This is a genomic window from Pseudomonas auratipiscis (genome assembly GCF_036324085.1).
Classification (GTDB): Bacteria; Pseudomonadota; Gammaproteobacteria; order Pseudomonadales; family Pseudomonadaceae; genus Aquipseudomonas; species Aquipseudomonas auratipiscis.
In genome coordinates this window covers 184746-201680 of the sequence record NZ_JAZDCU010000001.1, presented here as the reverse complement: position 1 = coordinate 201680, position 16935 = coordinate 184746, and the positions used below count along the sequence as shown (strand labels likewise).

9 protein-coding genes and 2 pseudogenes are annotated in these 16935 nt (G+C 58.0%); 2 read left to right on the top strand and 9 right to left on the bottom strand.

The window, feature by feature from the left end; genetic code table 11:
* Positions 1–3: 3 nt before the first annotated feature.
* Together V0R60_RS00910 and V0R60_RS00905 are read right to left on the bottom strand one after the other, a co-directional pair.
* Positions 4–1911 (bottom strand): sigma-54-dependent Fis family transcriptional regulator, encoded by a 1908-nt coding sequence (locus V0R60_RS00910; RefSeq protein ID WP_330078649.1) that lies wholly within the window; start codon positions 1909–1911, stop codon positions 4–6.
* Positions 1912–2062: 151 nt separating this feature from the next.
* Positions 2063–2395, bottom strand: a pseudogene (locus V0R60_RS00905) (isochorismatase family protein); the annotation flags it as partial.
* Positions 2396–2564: 169 nt separating this feature from the next.
* Between V0R60_RS00905 and V0R60_RS00900 the strand changes: the two are divergent.
* Positions 2565–3475 (top strand): annotated as a pseudogene (locus V0R60_RS00900) (LysR substrate-binding domain-containing protein).
* A gap of 32 nt (positions 3476–3507) precedes the next feature.
* Here V0R60_RS00900 and V0R60_RS00895 read toward each other — a convergent pair.
* From V0R60_RS00895 to V0R60_RS00870, 6 genes are all read right to left on the bottom strand, one after another.
* On the bottom strand, positions 3508–4914 hold the full coding sequence (locus V0R60_RS00895) for a DUF1254 domain-containing protein (RefSeq protein ID WP_330078650.1): 1407 nt from the start codon (positions 4912–4914) through the stop codon (positions 3508–3510).
* An 18-nt stretch (positions 4915–4932) separates the two neighbouring features.
* Positions 4933–7359 carry an efflux RND transporter permease subunit gene (locus V0R60_RS00890; RefSeq protein WP_136478953.1) on the bottom strand — a complete coding sequence of 809 codons (2427 nt, stop codon included), beginning with the start codon at positions 7357–7359 and terminating at the stop codon, positions 4933–4935.
* Between the two features lie 49 nt (positions 7360–7408).
* Complete coding sequence (locus V0R60_RS00885) at positions 7409–8428, bottom strand: WD40/YVTN/BNR-like repeat-containing protein (RefSeq protein ID WP_330078651.1); 1020 nt, start codon at positions 8426–8428, stop codon at positions 7409–7411.
* 71 nt (positions 8429–8499) lie between these two features.
* A complete protein-coding gene (locus V0R60_RS00880; protein ID WP_330078652.1) occupies positions 8500–9843 on the bottom strand; it encodes a DUF1329 domain-containing protein in 1344 nt (447 codons plus the stop codon).
* A 17-nt stretch (positions 9844–9860) separates the two neighbouring features.
* The gene (locus V0R60_RS00875) at positions 9861–11525 is read right to left on the bottom strand and encodes a DUF1302 domain-containing protein (protein WP_330078653.1); all 1665 of its coding nucleotides are present in this window, start codon (positions 11523–11525) and stop codon (positions 9861–9863) included.
* A 299-nt stretch (positions 11526–11824) separates the two neighbouring features.
* The gene (locus V0R60_RS00870; protein ID WP_330078654.1) at positions 11825–12898 is read right to left on the bottom strand and encodes an acyl-CoA dehydrogenase family protein; all 1074 of its coding nucleotides are present in this window, start codon (positions 12896–12898) and stop codon (positions 11825–11827) included.
* Positions 12899–13036: 138 nt separating this feature from the next.
* Between V0R60_RS00870 and V0R60_RS00865 the strand changes: the two genes are divergently transcribed.
* The gene (locus V0R60_RS00865; protein ID WP_330078655.1) at positions 13037–15733 is read left to right on the top strand and encodes a LuxR C-terminal-related transcriptional regulator; all 2697 of its coding nucleotides are present in this window, start codon (positions 13037–13039) and stop codon (positions 15731–15733) included.
* A gap of 43 nt (positions 15734–15776) precedes the next feature.
* Here the strand turns inward: V0R60_RS00865 and V0R60_RS00860 are convergent, their stop codons facing one another.
* Positions 15777–16928, bottom strand: coding sequence for an acyl-CoA dehydrogenase family protein (locus tag V0R60_RS00860; RefSeq protein ID WP_330078656.1), 1152 nt, complete (start codon positions 16926–16928; stop codon positions 15777–15779).
* Between the last annotated feature and the right edge of the window lie 7 nt (positions 16929–16935).

Sequence of the window (16935 nt, the reverse complement as noted above, 5' to 3'; positions counted from 1 at the left end):
CCGTCAACTGCGCAATTGCTTGAGTTTACGGTACAGGGTCGCGCGACTGATGCCCAAGGCATCGGCCGCCGCTGTCACATTACCCTGGTGCCGCTCCAGTGCGCCGCGGATCAATTCCACTTCATTCTCACGAATGCTGCCCGGTGGCGGGCTGCTGCCGTTGAGCTCTTCTAGCAGGCAATCGGTCAGGTGCTCGAGGCCCAGCACCTGCTCATCGGTTTCAAGCATTGCCAGGGCCGAGCGCAGGACCATTTCCAATTGACGGATGTTGCCCGGCCAGTCGAAGTTCTCCAGTAGTTCGCTCAGGTCCTTGTCCAGGCGCACACTTTCAGCGCCGAACTTGCGCATCAGGCTGGCAATCACTGCCTTGAGGTCATCGCGGTCGCGCAGCGCTGGCAGTCGCAGGCTGACTCCGTTGACCCGGTAGTAGAGGTCTTCACGAAAATGCTTGTCGAGCACCAGGCGCTTGAGGTCGCGGTGGGTGGCGCAAATAATCGCCACATCGATGTCCTGCTCGTCGCCCGCACCGAGCGGCGCCACCCGGCGCTCCTGCAGTACCCGCAACAGGCGCGCCTGCAACGCCAGCGGCATGTCGCCAATCTCGTCAAGGAACAAGGTGCCGCCGTGGGCCTGCATCAAGCGCCCGACCATGCCGCCGCGCCGTGAGCCGGTAAAGGCCCCCTCGCGGTAGCCGAACAGTTCCGATTCGATCAGCCCTTCGGGAATGGCCGCGCAGTTTACCGCGACAAAGGCTTTGCCCGAGCGTGGACCCGCTTGATGCAAGGCCCGCGCAACCACTTCCTTGCCGGTGCCGGTCTCACCCAATAGCAGCACCGGCAAGTCATTGCTCAAGCCTTGGCGGGCCATGCGCAAGGCGCGGGCGAAGCGCAGGTCGTTACCGGCCAGCGCCTCGAGCTCGGCGCCTTTCTGTGGGGCCGCAGGCTTGCTGGTGACGGGAACCGAATTCAGGCTGGAATGACGCGGTAGATGAACGGTGCGGAAGAAAAACTCGCCCTTGGCAGTCTGCACGCTGCTGATGCCGCCTTGCCACAAACGCGCCATGAATGCCGCCGAACGCTCGCCCATCAGCTCACTGCAGCAGCGCCCGACCAGTTCCTGGCGCGGCACCTGCAACAACGCACAGGCCTGGTCATTGGCAGCCAATACCTCGCCCGCCAGGCTCAGCGCCAGCAGGCCATGCCAGGCACTGCCAAGGTATTGCGCACGGCTGTGGAAGGTCAGCACCAACTGCTCAGGGTAGCGCTGGCCGAACATACGGCTTTCGATATTGCCGGCCGCCAGCAGCAGGGTCGAGAGGTTGTCCTGAGGCTGGGCCATGACCCCTTCACGGGTCAGGTCAAGCACACCGATCACCTCGCCTTGCGGATCGCGCAGCGGTACCGAGGTGCAGGAAAATGGACTGAGGCGGTCGAGGTAGTGTTCGCCACAGTTGATCAGCGTCGGGCGCCCTTCCACCACTGCAGTGCCGATAGCGTTGGTACCGCGCAGCGATTCGCTCCAGCAGGCACCTGGGTGAAGGTCGCGCAGGCCGGATTGACGCAGCACATCGGTGGGGCCATCGATTGCCAGGACGTTGGCCTCGGCATCGCCAAGAATAATGATGCCGCCTTTGCCCTGGCGACCGACCAGGTATTCAAGTTCAGGGGTGGCAGCGTCGATCAGCAGACGGTTGCTTTCCAGCAACGCCTTCAGATCGGCGGCCTGGGACATCTCACGGTGTTCGCCTTCCAGGCAGTTCAAGCCGTAGCCAAGGCTGCGCCGCCAGGACGCATCGATTTCCTCGCGCAGCATGCCCTGCGGCAGTTCACCGTCGTGAACCAGTTTTAGACGAGCCTGACGAGACTCGTGGAGCGGATCAGCAGCGTTTGTTATTGGTATATATCGCGCCATTTGAAACTCCGGGACTGCCAGGTGTCATGGACTTCTGGCAGTTTGCTTGAGCTTTGTCCCGTCGTCACCTGCTTGTGCCGACAGCCTCGTCAGGCAGAGTGGCACAAGGTTCCGCTTACGTAAAGGTAACAAAGGGCAACGTATGCAGCTATTAGCGAGTACCCTCCTTAAGACCGAGCAATTGCCATTCCCAGCGCAGACCCTGGCCAAAACCGCCACCCAGCTCAGCAAAGAGCTTGGCAACGTCGCCTGCAGTTTCTTCGCGCGACCAGTCCCGCTGCAATTCGCTCAGATAGACCGCGGCAGTGATGGGTTTAGCGCCTGACTGTACCATGTGCTGGACGCCACGCTCACGACCCTCCTCGCTCCCACCGCCGGAAGCATCGGTGACGATGTAAACGTCATATCCAGCAGCCAAGGTGCTCTGCACGGCGAGGTTCAAACAAACTTCGGTCCACAGCCCGGCAATTACCAGCTTGGTCTTGCCAGTCTTCTCGACCTAGTTGCGTACCCGCTCATCGTCCCAGGAGTTCAGGCCGGTACGGTCAATCGGCTGCTGCTCGGGGAACACCGCCTGTACTTCCTGGAAAAGCAGAAGCCGCTTTCAAACTGTCGATAGTGCGCTCAACGCCCCCTATTTCAGAACGATAGACATGCAGGACCTCAACGATCTCTATTTATTTGCTCAAGTTGTCGAGCACGGTGGTTTCACGCCAGCCGGCCGGGCACTCGATATACCAAAGTCAACACTCAGTCGACGAGTCGCGGGCTTGGAAAAGCGTCTGGGTGTACGCCTCATTCAGCGCTCGACACGTCATTTTTCGGTGACCGAAATCGGCCACGAATACCATCGTCATTGCCTGGCCATGCTCGTCGAAGCGGAAAGCGCAGACGAAGTTGTCGAGCGACATCGTTCCATACCGCAAGGCATTGTGCGCTTGAGCTGTCCCACCGCGCTGCTCAGTGCCTGGGTGGGCCCAATGCTGGCCGAATTCATGGCCCAGTACCCGCTTGTTGAGTTGCAGGTAGAAAGCACTAACCGATCGGTCGACTTGATCCAGGAAGGTATGGACCTGGCACTCAGGGTTCGCTTTCCACCCTTGGAAAACAGTGAGCTGGTTATGAAAACACTGGGTGAGAGTCGCCAGGTTTTGGTGGCCGCCAGCGAGTTACGTGCACGCTTGCCAAAACGCCCAACGCCGCTGCAAGTAGCATCCCTCCCTACCCTGCATTGGGGATCTCAACAACGCGAGTATCACTGGGAAATCGAGGGGTCGGGTCGGATCGGATACTGACCCTCATTCGTCACCAGCCACGCTACATCACTGAGGATCTGATGGCGCTGCGCGCGGCAGCATTGGTGGGTATCGGGGTAACGCAATTGCCGGAGGTGGTCGTGCGTGACGACATCGCCCAGGGTCGACTGGTCAATGTGCTACCCGAGTGGGCGCCTCGTGCGGGAATCGTTCATGTTGTATTCCCTTCCCGCCGAGGCTTGCTGCCTTCCGTGCGCTCTTTAATTGACTTTCTGGAAAAGCGCTTCGCTCAAAGCACCCTGAGCTGAAAAGGGTGTTTTGAGTCGATGGGACTGAGAAGTCAGTCCACGCGTTCCACGGCCGGTAACCGATAGCTTCCATCCAGCACTGAGGAGGCGGGGCCGTAGAAGCGCATGGTCAAATTGAAATCACCTTCAGGCGCCGGCAGCCAGTTGCTGGTGTCCGCAGGCCGGTCTTTTTGAATGACCACGGTCAACGTGCCATCGGCATCGGGTTTGACCCCCTCGGTTAGGTTACCAATACTGTAGCGACCGAATGTGTTTTCAACGAATAGCATGTCAGGTCCAAATAGCGACAGATTCCAGAACAATGACACCGGCGGCGGCTGGTCTTTTGCAAATCGCAGCTCGTACTTGTGCTGGCCGCTCAGCGTGGCGCCTTGTGCATCTACTTGGGTATTGGGATAAATGACCTCTTCTGCGAACTGGGCACCTAAAACATGCTTTGCTTGCGCCGCACGCAAGGCAAAATCGTAACCGGCCCGACCACCTGAGAAGGTATAGCGCCAGCCGTTGTTGATTTCGCCCACGTTGTTCCAGCGTTGGACGACAATCTGTTCACCCATTTTCACGGCGCGAGCCAGACCTCGCTGAGTCGCTTCGTCCAGCGATTGCCAGGCGAAGCCCTTGGCGACACTCAAACCTATCAGGTTGAAGGTACCCAGCAACGCATCGTCTCGATCGCCACTGAGTGGAAGATATTGTTGCATCGCATAGCCCAGTTGGTCGAAGAAGCGCAAGCCTTCTGGCGCTGAGGCAATGAATGCTGGTGTAAGTGTCGGTTTGGCAGGTTGAGACTGCAACCCTTCACGCAGGTAGGCCGATAGTGGTAGAACCTGGAAGCCTTTCTGAACCTCTACCGCCGCAGCGACGTCCTTCTCGCCCTTAGCCAGGACACGCACTGCAACAATGCCTTTGTGGGTGCGCACAGGCACTTGAATCATCCCGCTCGGCACTTGGCCACGAAAGCCCGGCCCCGTGATCAAGTAGTTGCCGGGTTGAGGGCCTTTAATGCCGCCGACATTGAAACTCACTTCGTCGAACATGTCGCCAATCTGCACCAAGTACCATCGGGGCGTTGTCAGTGCAGGTATGTGAACAACGACCGGTTCTTCAGCCAGATACAAATGCCCATAGGCATCAATCGTAGCGTTATTGGGGGTAACCACGAAACGGTCTTTGGCGGTTTTCAAGCTTGTGTATTTACGCAAACTGTTGGCGCCCACAGCGCTGATTTTTTGCGCTTTCTCACCCGAATTCAGATAGTGATACAGCGGATACCCCCACAGGTATGCTTGTATTCCCAAGGCGTAGGCTTGCTCTTCACGCGCCTGTGCCGCCGACACACTGGCCGACCCTTGGTTCTCGACCACTGAGGCATAGCCGTGAGCAGGCCCCAGCAGCATCAGGCCAAGACTCAAGGCTATCGCGAGTTTTGACTTCGTCATTGGTGTTCTCCGTGAAAGTTAAACCAGCACACGTCGTTGAGTCGCAACCGACACCGCCGCTCGCTTCTGGCGCGTACGCTGAAAATATCCATCCGATAACAGAAAGTGCGACATCGCAGGAATCAGCACCAGTGCGCCAACCATGTTGAGCACAAACATGAACGTCAGCAGAATGCCCATATCTGCCTGAAACTTGATCGGCGACCAGGCCCAGGTCACGACCCCAGCTGCAAGGGTCAGGCCGACCAACGCCACTACCCGACCGGTGAAGTCGACCGAGTGCCGATAAGCCTCGCGTAAGCCCTGTCCTGCCCGCTGTTGTACCAACTGCACGCTGACCAAATACAACGCGTAGTCCACCCCGATTCCCACGCCCAGGGCGATCACCGGCAAGGTGGCCACTTTTACCCCCATGCCAAGCATGACCATCAGCGCTTCACAGAGGATCGAGGTGATTACCAGCGGCACCACCGCGACCACCACTGCCCGCCAACTGCGGAACGCGATGTAGCACAGCACGATGACCGCTCCATACACGAAAAACAGCATACTGCGGTTGGCTTCGCGCACCACGATATTGGTGGCCGCTTCGATCCCGGCGCTGCCGGCCGCCAGGAGGAACTGACGCTCGTCACTGTTGTGAGCTGCGGCGAAGCCTTCGCTAGCTTTGACGACACCGTCGAGGGTCGCTGCCTTGTGATCGGTAAGGTAAGCCACCACCGGTATCACCGAGCAGTCTTCGTTGAACAACTCAGGGTTGTTTGCCGCAGCTGTACGTGCTGCGTAATTGATCACTGCCTGGTCGGGGGACAAGGTCAGCCACTTGTTATTGCCCTCGAAGGAGCCCGCGGTAATACGGCGGGCCGCGTCGGCAAAGGAGCTGGTGGTCTGGACCCCTGGTGTGTTCTGTAACGTCCAGCTAAGTCGATCGATCTCCACTAAGGTTGGGTAACTCAGGCAGCCGTCTGGACCGGCCTTTACGATGACCGCGAAGAGGTCGCTGGACAGAGCGTAATGACTGGTGATGTACGCGTTATCAAGGTTATAGCGCGCATCGCGGCGCAACTCGGGCGCACCCGGATCCAGGTCACCGATCTTCAACTGCAGGCTCAGAGCAAAGCCCACCGCCGCCAGGGTAAACCACACACCAATTGAGGCAATGGCCCAGGGGCGCGAGGTAAAGCGCTCAAGGAGTGCCCACGTAGCCGACTCCCTGCCGTCTCGGCGCAACGCACGTTGTGCCGCCTCGGGCCGCACCCCCGAATACGACAGCATCACCGGCAGTAAGATGAGGTTGGTGAACACCAGCACAGCCACGCCAATGCTGGCGGTGATCGCCAAGTCTTGAATCACCGGTATATCAATGAAGATCAGAACAGCAAAGCCCACGGCATCAGCCAGCAATGCGGTGAGTCCGGCCAGGAACAGGCGTCGGAACGTATAACGCGCCGCCACCAGCTTGTGCGTACCTCGGCCGATGTCTTGCATGATGCCGTTCATTTTCTGCGCACCGTGGGATACACCGATGGCGAAGATCAGAAAGGGTACCAAGATAGAATAAGGATCAAGCTCATATCCTAGTGCCCGCACCAGGCCCAATTGCCAAACAACTGCGACCAACGAGCAGCCCAATACCAGCAAGGTGCTACGCACGCAGCGGGTGTAAGCGTAAATGATCAATGCTGCGATTAAGGCTGCCGCGAGGAAGTAACTCATTACCTCCAGTACGCCATCGAGCAGCTCACCCATCACTTTGGCGAAACCAACGATGTGCAGGCGCACCGGTGCAGTACCCGGTTCTGCCCCTTGTTCATATTTATGTCGAATCGACTCCAGGGCTTGGGAGAACTGGCGATAGTCCAAGGCAAGGCCCGTCGCCGGATCACGCTCAAGCAACGGCACGAAAATCATGCTCGACTTGAAGTCGCCGGCCACAAGGCTGCCTTGCAACTGCGCTCGCGCAATGTTCTGACGCAAGCTGTCAATGGCGCTAGCTGAGCCATCGTAGTTGTCCGGCATCACCGGGCCACCGGAATACCCTTCCTCGGTTACTTCATTCCAGCGCACTGCCGGCATCCACAATGACTTGACCCAGGCGCGGTCGACACCTGGGGTCAAGAACAGCTCATCATTTATCCGACGCAATGTTTCCAGGTATCGGGGGTCGAAGATATCGCCCTGCGGGTTTTCTACCACCACACGCAGGGTATTGCCCAAGCCCCGCAAATCATTGCGATGCTCCAGGTAGTTACGGATATAAGCCTGCCCTTGCGGGATGGTTTTTTCGAAGCTGGCGTTGAGCACCAGCTTGGTTGCTGAATACGCCAGCACGACGCTGACCAGGCTGCAAAAGAGAATCACCAACAGCCGGTGGTTGAAGATCAACCGCTCTAGCCGGTTGCCTGAATGGGCATCGAACTCATCCAGTGTCTTTACTACAGGCATGTCATTGATGTTACTGGTACCAGTAGCCACGGCAGTCTCCACATTCTTGTTATTTAACCTGGCGCACGCCACGCAAACCGACCAGGCTCAGGCAGGCCTCCCCCGCATCGGCGACGGCAAAGTACGGTGCAGGCTGCTCCAGGGAACGGCGCGTGAACGTGCGTCCCTGGTCGTGACTCTGCAGCAGATCACCGGCCAGGCTAACCAGCACTATCGAGCCATCGGCACGGACAGTCCCCGCAGCCAAACTGCTACTCAAGCCTGTCTCAGCCTTTTGCCAGCTCTGCCCTTGATCGGTGCTGCGATACGCCGTGCCACGCAAGCCGATGGCGAGAATCAGCTGTGGCGTACCGACCAAGTTGAAGTAGCTGCCCTTGTAGGGTGTGGTCACCCCTTCAAAGTGTTGCTTCGCCGGGTTCAGGCGTAACAGCAGCCCCTGCTCCCCGGCTATGTACACGCCACCGGCCGCTGGGCGGATGGCATAGAGGTGTAGTGCCTGCGGATTTTGGGTACGTGACGACCAGTTGCTCCAGCTTTTGCCACCGTCTTCTGTACGCAGAATCAGGTTGAACGCACCGATCACAAAGCCGTTCTGAGCGCTCTCGAACCACACGTCCAGCAGCGGGAAATCGCTGCTGCCTTGCGTCGGCAACGCCAGTGCGTTGGTCTCTTGCCCCTGTTGACGCAACAGTGCCCCGATCGCCAGGCCGTCGAGCTGCTTTTCCCAACGGCGACCACCATCCCGGCTATGCAGAACCACGCCCTGATGCCCCACCGCCCAGCCCAGTAATGGCGTAGTGAAGTACACCGCGGTCAGGTCGGTACTGCTTGGAGACTGTGCTTGCTGCCAGTTTTTACCAAAGTCTTCGCTGTACAGTATGGTGCCACGCAGCCCGACGGCCACCAGGCGATCTCCTGCGCGCACCACCGCATTGAGAGGTGCATGAGCGGCCAGCGCGCTAGGCATCGGCGGCACATTCAGAGGGTCGCGAAACGTAGGTTGTGCCAGCGCGGGCAGACAACTGAGGGCGGCCACGACTATCACTGGCCGAATCCATTGTTCGAACATGGCAAAAATCCTTGTCGAAGTAAGCAGACACCTTGTACGGCCAGTTGCAGTACAAGGTGTCTGGCTGTTGCTTAGCGAATGCCGCTTCCGGCCAGTGAGTCCGGCGACCAGAAATTGTCAGGCTGATGTTCGGCAACGATGCGCAGGCCATTGCTGCCCGGCCAGAGATTGATGTAGTAGCTGCCGCCTATCAGGTCATAGTGGCCCGAGGTGTAGCTGGAAAATGCCTGTACGTCGTAGCTCTGGGTCGGGTAGTTGAAGCCGACTCGCCAAAGACTGTCGCGGGCATCGTATTGATCGACGGCCAGTGGCGACCAGCTGTCTTCGTCCAGGTAGAACTCACGCTTCTTATAGACGTGTCGAGCACCCGGCTTGAGTGTCGCCTCCACGACCCACACCCGATGCAGCTCCCAACGCACCATGTCGGGGTTGATGTGATTGGCCTTGAAGACCGCCTTGGGGTCGTTGGCATACACCATCCGGTAGGTGTTGTAGGGCACATACAACTCTTTTTTACCTACCAGTTTGAAGTCGAAACGGTCCTGTTTGCCGTTAAACAAACCGACGTCGTCCATGGTCGCCATTCCTGAGGTGGTGGTGTTAGGCGTGTCATAGGCGAGGTCAGGTGCCAGCTTGACGCGTCGTTGCCCTGGCAGATACTGATAGGCGCGACGTTCAGCCTGCTCGTAGTTGGCGGGCTCCAGAATCATCAACGACTCCCCTGCCCGCCGCGCCGGCCCGTTGTAATCGGCACGGGTGCGCTGCAACAGATTGCTACCTTGCTTGGCGTTGTTGTAGTACTCGGACTCGACCAAGAAGCGCCCTTGAGTGGAAATAGCCAACTGGCCGGCGGACGTCACGTTAAAAGCAGTGAACTTACGAAAGTCCATGGTATCGCCGTTGTATCGCATCAACATGTTCCACATCGCTTCGTTGCCATTTTGCGGTATCGGGAACGGCGTACTGGCATGCACTCCAGAGACCGAAGTGCCCCCAGCCTCCAGCTTGGCCTTGCCGGCATTGTTGATGGTGTTGTCCTGCACCCACTGCGGATACGCCGCCGTGCGGTGAGTGGTGTATACATCAACGCGAAAACTGGGATAGCGCTTGATCAACGCGATGGTGCCGGCGGTGAGCTTGCTCGCATACTGATCGACATTGCTTTGATCGATCGACAGGAGCGGCTTCTCGTTGGCGAACGGATCAGGTCGGACAAATGTGTTTTTATCGAAGCCCGCCGGGGCGGTGGTCAGCCCACCGGTATAAGCGGGGATGCTGCCGTCCTGATTAGCGCTTTTCTCAGCACCGACTGCGGTCAGGCTTTTGCCCAACTGACTGTAGTCAGGTGCGGCAACGGCGATGCTGCTGGACAGCGTCAACAGACTAGCCACCAGTACTTTATGTGATGTTTTCATCGGTTTTTCCTCGCCACTTAAATGGTGGTCTTGAAGGTGAAGGTGATGAGCCCGCGATCCTTGAGAATGGCGGATGTGCCGTTGGCGACGCTCACCACGCCATTGGCGCCCTTGTCGACATCACCGAAGAAGTCCACGTACTTGAGGTCAAAGCGGTACTGCGACAGGTAATCCAGACCAACGCCAACTGCATAACTGCCGGTGTCTTCGTTGCCGCCCAGGGTTACCGCTGAGTTACCGTGCAGCCCCTGGGAGTAGCTCAGCGGCAACGACAGGTCGGCCCCCGGAAATACCTGATACCAGGTCGGGGTGAAATTCAGCCCCATGGCGAGAGCATTCTTGTCGGGCTTGTCGAGTGCGGTGTAGCTGTCGTTGCCCTTGAACAGGGCTTTGTTATCGGTCACTGCAGTCCAGGTGTTCCAGGTCAGTTCGGCGGCATAGGCCGCTGAATCGAACAACGCTGTATCACCTAAAGTACCGACGGCGTTGATCAGGCCATGGGCGGTGTTGCCACGAGCCCCGGGAGTGTCCTCAGGCAGGGCGCCAGCCGGGAGTCCGGCGATGTTGCTGACAAGTGGCATGTTGGTGCGATAGTTGAGGTCGACACCGATACTCAAGCCGCCGAGCATGGTTGAAAGGCTCACGCCATACAGGTCAACATCGTCTCCATAGGCCAGGCCAAAAGTACGCGTGGAGGCTTGCAGGTAGACCTGGGGAAGCTTGTCGGTGAAGTTGCGGTAGTAAAAACCCAAGGTGCCGTCCAGCCACTGTGGGCGCCAGCGCGCGGCCACGCCGTAGTCACCGTGTTTTTCTTTGATGATGTCCGAACCGCGCAGAAAGCGCACACCCGGTACGCCGGGTACTACCACCAGGCTTTCAGCGCCTTCGTTGACGATGTCCTGAGCACCAAAGTAAGTCCCCGCCTCTGGCATCTGCATCCGCTCCCAGTCGAAGAAATACTGGGCGGCCAGGGAGAGCTCAGGCGTCAGTTGCACCTGGGTGGAGACCTGCGGTTGCGGCCGGTAAAGCTCCTTGGCTTCGATGCCAGGCGAAGCCTGCGCCTTGCCCAGGTCCAAGGGGTTCTGGCTGTAAGACACGCCATGAACTGCCCCACCGGTGAGCAATGCTTCGCCCCACGCCAGTGAATGCTGACCCAGCTTGCCGTTGATCTGCATATCAGCCAGGTCAGTCTGGCCAAAAACGAAGGCATCGAGGATCTCACCTGAGGGCCCGTTGTAATAGCGGTCTGCGTATCGGCTCAGGCCCAATGCAGGCTGATTGTTGTTGCGATGGTTGGAGGTGGCGACGTTATCGTTGTCGAGGTTTTCGTACGCCTGGTCATACCACGCAGCGGCGCTGACCCGGGCACCATAGCGCTGGTTGAAGACGATATCGGCTTCGCTGAGCAGGTCCAGTCGATTGGTGACCACACCGCGCTCGAAGTTACGATTACCGTCATCGAAGTTGGGGTTGCCAAGGATCGAGTTGTCCTGTGATTCGACTCGATATCCGAGGTTGTAACGGATGGTGTTATCCCAACGCAGTTGTACATCCGGGTTACCTGTGTCGATGGCAACAGCACTGGCGTTTTGTAACAACCCCGAGGACATGGCGGCGACAGCGATACCGAGGGCAGCCTTTGGCAAGCGGCTTTCTCGCACCCACAAATGAGCGGACTTCATTACCCCTCCATCTTGTGCAAAGCACTTTCTTATTCATTGTTTGGATTGGTTCAGCTACGGGACAGACCGCCCAGCGGTGTACCGTGTCTCCAGCCTACGTACTCGCTGTACTGCTGAAACCACCCACTAGCGGCAGGTGGGGCCCAGCCAGTATTGGGTGGGATGCCACCCCACCCATGGTTCACGTTGTTACCGACACCTGTTTGCGCCTGGAACGCGCGCACAAACAACAACGCCACCAGCCTGGAACAAGGCGGGTGGCGTTTGGGTGTTTGGAGAAGCGGGTTAACTTGCGAGCATCACGAGGTCGTACGTAACCGAACGATGGCCGCGGCGGCTTGACTTATGCTTGGGCGCGAAAGCGGCCCAAGCTGCAACGACACCAAGGGGCTGCGACCGGTACCAGCGGCATTGACCCAGGCGGCGTGATGCTCCACGCGCTCGATAGCACTCCGGGCAAAAAACAGTGCCATGTTCGATTCGGTTTCACAGTCCTGGCCACTTTGGGCCAGCACAAGACCGTGATGACACATTAGCCGCGCGGACTCCACCTGAGTAATCATCTCAGCAAGATGCAGGTTTACCAGCCGCTCGGTTGTCGCAGCGCCGGGCTTGGCTCGCTCTGCCAGGAATGCATCGAGAATCGCTTGGCCTTGAGCGACCCGGCTGATGCCTTCATGCAGACGGACAAAGTTCATCAGCTTGCGGGTAAGCACTGAATCCGGTCCAGCCCCCCCAAGACAGAAGACTTCGTTGACGCGTGTCGCCGTGACCTGGGCACGCGCGGCGTTGCTCTCCAGGCGAATACCGCGAGTTTCGAACCGATCCCGCCGACGATCAAGCAGCAACATGCAGGCGCCCTGGTCTTCGACCTCAACGCTGCTGATCAGAAAACTTGCCCAGAGGCCGCTGGCTACCTCATCGATATTACCGTCGAGGAAAAAGTCGGGGCCTACTCGCTGTGCCCGCAGTCCGTGCCCCTCGCCAACCAGCGCTGGCCCCAGACCTGCAATGCAGCGTCCTGCCAACAAATCAGGCAAATATTGCGGGCATAAAGCCGGTTGTTCCATCAGAACCTCAACCGCCAGCATATTTATCAGCACTACACTGGCAAGCTCAACACTGCCTTTGACCAACTCTTCAAACAGGCGCGCCTGGATGACCCAGTCCATCCCGGAGCCGCCAAAAGCCTTGGGCACAGCCAGTCCTGGCAAGCCGAATTCGGCTACCGCCTGGGTATATTCCAACAACTGTTCACGCGATGCCGGACCAAAGCGCAGCAAAGCCTGATGAGGCTTTACCTCCTGCTGCACAAAAGTACGCATGCTGTCGATTGACAGTTGCTGAATGTCCGTAAGTAGTGGAATCTTCAACTTGAGCTCTTGAACGCCGATGAAAACAGCAAAATAGCCGAAAAAACCGGCGAATCCGCCCACCCTTATTGGGGTGGGAAAGGTTGAATCAGGTACCCCATACTGCCAATAACAAGAACAAAAGAACCTAGATCATCAATGAAGTCGACTTCCCTTCTGGTCACCACCAAATTTGCCCCTCCGCGCGTATCCGTCAACAGCATCCTGCGCGAAGACCTGGCAACCCAGCTACAGCACGCCCAGTACAGCAAAGTTATTCTGGTATGCGGTGGCGCGGGCTTTGGCAAAACCACCGTGCTTGCCCAATGGCGCCAGGGCCTGATCAAGCAAGGTGTTTGTGTGGGATGGCTGTCGCTAACACTGGAGGATGGCGCGTTCGCGTTGTTCTGCGCGAGCCTCATCGGCGCGTTGCAGCAAGTCGGCCTGCCGCTGGCCGATGACCTGTTGTTATTGGGGGATAGCGATGACAGCGACGACCTGCTGTCACTGGCCTCGGTGTTGATCAACGCGGTAGCGCAACTTGATAACGAGCTGTACTTGATGCTCGATGATTTTCATCAGGTGAACTCACCGCGTGCCAATCAATTGGTTCAAGCATTGATCGACAATGCGCCGGCAAATTTGCATTTCGTCATTGCTTCACGCGTTGCTCCGTCATTACTTCTGGGCCGTCTACGCGCCATGGGGCAGTTGTGCGAGATCACAGGCAACGAGCTGTCCTTCAACTTTCGTGAATCGCTGGCGTTTCTCAAAGCTCATCTGGACGCGGAAATCGACTTGGAGGCAGCCCATTCGATACACGCTCAAACCGATGGCTGGCCAATAGGCCTGCAGTTAATGGCTATTTCCTTGAAGTCGGTACCACGCAAGCGCTCAAACTCGGGAGTGCTGGCGACAAACAGCGCCGACCTCAGCGCCTATCTGTCCGAGGACGTGATAGCCAACCTGCCCGAGGGCCTGATCGAATTTCTCCAACAAATTTCCATCCTACGGCGCTTCAATGCCGACCTCGCCGCCCATTTGAGCGGCTGCAAAGAGGCTGCACAGCATATCGCCAATATCGAAGCGCTCAACTTGTTCCTGCTTCCTGTGGACATGGAGGACCGCTACCAGTGGTACCGCCTGCACCCGATGTTCGCCGAATTCCTACAGCAAAAGTTACAGCACAGCGGTGCCGACGTCCGTGCCCTCCATCAGCGAGCGGCGCATTGGTTTGCCAGTCAGGATCTGGTCATTGAAGCCCTTCGTCATGCGTTGCTTAGCGAAGACTTCGATACCGTTGTTCAACTGCTAGAGCACTCTCTACAGCCATTGACCAATATCCGTCACCTTGGCACGTTTTTGCGCTGGATCGAAAAAGTACCCATCGCCCTACTCCCTCAACACCCGCGCTTGGCGCTATTCGGCGCTTGGGGCTATGCCTTGAGCGCACGCCTTGAACAGAGTGAGCGTTGGCTCACATTGCTTGAACGCTCGACCCAGGACCCGAAATACGCCATCCATGCCTGTCTGGTCAAAGCGATGATTGCCGGGCAACAAGATGACTCGGAACGCAGCTTGCTGGCCATCGATGCATTGACCGACACGCCGTTGCGCAATCCTATGCTGGAAAACTTCCGGCTAGGGCTGGTGATCGGTAATCAGGCGATGCTCGGCAACTACGCTCTGGCCCGCGCAACATTCCGTACGCTCAACCTCGCCAGTACCGATGAGCCAGCGTTGATCGCGCGTAGCTCAATGGCCGTGGCGGCATTTCTGGAAGGTAAGATTCTTGAGGCCGAACGTCATGCCGCGCCTATGTTGTCCCTGGCTGAAGCAGCCCATGGTCGACGCTCCATCACCGCCTGCACATGCGCGGCAATATTGGCTGAGGTGCAATACGAGCAAAATCGTATTGATGATGCTCGCGAAATACTGGTCAATCGCCTGGACATGCTCAGCTTTTCCGTGCCCGCCTGCAGCTACAGCGCCGCACTGGTTCACGCCCGCCTACAGCTGTTGCAGGAAACGCCACGGGCTGCACTGGACTACCTGGACAAGAGAGCCGACCATTTCCGGGCTCGTCGACTCGACCGCGGCATTGCCTTGATGCTCGCTGAGCAGATACGGATCGAGGTGCTTGGTGAAGAATGGAAGCATGGAGACTGGCGACATGGTCAGATGTTGCAGAGTGAACTTGATGAGCTTGCTTCACATCATCAGGGGGAAAAAGCCCGAGATCGTGAAATCGTTGCCGCTGCAGCACTTTCGCGTGCGCGCCTGGCCCGGGCCAGTCAACTGCCCGAGCAGGGACTGGTAGCACTTGAAAACGTGTTCTGCATCGGCCAGGCGCTAGGCAGAGGCACGTTACTGGTCAAGGCCAATCTACTCAAAGCCCAGGCCCTTACCGATCTTGGCCGGGATGACGAGGCTCGCAGTTGTCTGATTCAGGTGCTGCAAGATAGCTATTCCCTCGGCCTGTTTCGCACGTTACTCGACGAAGGTGACGATGCTTGTGTGCTGTTAGCCAATCTCAAGGATGTACCCGGTAAGGCACTCGAGGTCTTCCAGCAACAACTCAGCGCTCAGATCAGCGGCCAAATACCGAGCGCGACCTCCACTGCGACCGGTGTCAGCTCGGTGGCGGGTGATATCGCCCTCACCAATCGCGAGGAAGACATCCTTGCCCTGCTCGAACAGTCGATGCCCAACAAGCGTATTGCCCGGACTCTCAACATCAGCGATCAGACAGTCAAATGGAATCTGCGCAATATTTTCATGAAGTTCGGTGTTTCCAGCCGCTATGAAGCGATCATCATCGCCCGCAAACGCGCGAACAGATCCGACACTCAATAAAGTCAGCCCTCCAGCTGGAGAATGCTGCAGGGCTGAACGGTGACTAGAGCTTGCGAGCGATCAGCTCTTTCATGAGTTCGTTGGTACCGCCGTAGATTCGCTGGATCCTGGCATCGGCGTACATGCGTGCGATTGGATACTCGTTCATGTAGCCATAACCGCCATAGCATTGCAGGCAATCATCGAGTACCTTGCATTGCTGCTCCGAGCACCACCATTTGGCCATGTACGCCGCTTCGGGGTCGAGCGTCCCATCGAGCAGACGTTGCGTGCAGTCGTTGACGAAGCTGCGCACGATATGAGCAATGGTCGCGCATTCGGCGAGTTTAAAACGAGTGTTCTGGAAGTCGAAAATGCTTTGACCGAAGGCTTTGCGTTCGCGAGTGTACTGCACGGTGTGCTCAACGGCGCGCTCGATTACCGCTGCCGCGGCGACAGCAACGATCAATCGCTCCCAGGGCAACTCACTCATCATCTGTGCAAAGCCCAGGCCTTCGACGCCACCAATCAGATTTTCCACCGGTACCTTGACGTCGTCGAAGAACAATTCACAGGTATCAGCGGACTTCTGTCCCATTTTGTCCAGTACCCGCCCCACCCGGAAACCCGGCGGTGGGTTGTCGACCTCTACCACCAGCAACGACACGCCCTTGGCTCCCAAGCCAGGATCGGTCTTGCAGGCGACCACGATCAGCTGCGCGGTGGAGCCGTTGGTGATAAAGGTCTTGGACCCATTCAGCACATAGTGGTCACCCTGGCGCTGGGCGTGGGTGCGCAACGTCTTCAGGTCCGAGCCGCAACCGGGCTCGGTCATGGCTATAGCCGTCAGCCATTCACCACTGGCGAGCTTGGGCAACCAACGCTGGCGCTGCGCTTCGGTACCATAGGTCAGCAGGTAATGGGCGACGATCGAATGCACCGAATGCTTCATCGGCATTTCAGCCCGCGCCAACTCATCGACCACCACCAGTTGATAGGCCAATGAAACGCCCGCACCGCCATACTGTTCCGGGATTTCCGGGAGCATCATGCCGAGCTCGCCCAGCTCGCGCCAGATAGGCCGATCGATGTAACCCTGCCTGCGCCACTTTTCAGCTTGCGGCAGCATTCGTTCTTCAGCAAAGCGCCGGACCTGCTGGCGGAACATCGCCAATTCTTCGGTCATCCACGGGTGCTGATTCAATTGCACAGTCATCGCGATA

Bases quoted from the DNA above. Each gene is read 5' to 3' on its own strand.
- V0R60_RS00910 (WP_330078649.1), bottom strand. From the start codon at position 1,911: ATGGCGCGATATATACCAATAACAAACGCTGCTGATCCGCTCCACGAG.
- V0R60_RS00895 (WP_330078650.1), bottom strand. From the start codon at position 4,914: ATGACGAAGTCAAAACTCGCGATAGCCTTGAGTCTTGGCCTGATGCTG.
- V0R60_RS00890 (WP_136478953.1), bottom strand. From the start codon at position 7,359: ATGCCTGTAGTAAAGACACTGGATGAGTTCGATGCCCATTCAGGCAAC.
- V0R60_RS00885 (WP_330078651.1), bottom strand. From the start codon at position 8,428: ATGTTCGAACAATGGATTCGGCCAGTGATAGTCGTGGCCGCCCTCAGT.
- V0R60_RS00880 (WP_330078652.1), bottom strand. From the start codon at position 9,843: ATGAAAACATCACATAAAGTACTGGTGGCTAGTCTGTTGACGCTGTCC.
- V0R60_RS00875 (WP_330078653.1), bottom strand. From the start codon at position 11,525: ATGAAGTCCGCTCATTTGTGGGTGCGAGAAAGCCGCTTGCCAAAGGCT.
- V0R60_RS00865 (WP_330078655.1), top strand. From the start codon at position 13,037: ATGAAGTCGACTTCCCTTCTGGTCACCACCAAATTTGCCCCTCCGCGC.
- V0R60_RS00860 (WP_330078656.1), bottom strand. From the start codon at position 16,928: ATGACTGTGCAATTGAATCAGCACCCGTGGATGACCGAAGAATTGGCG.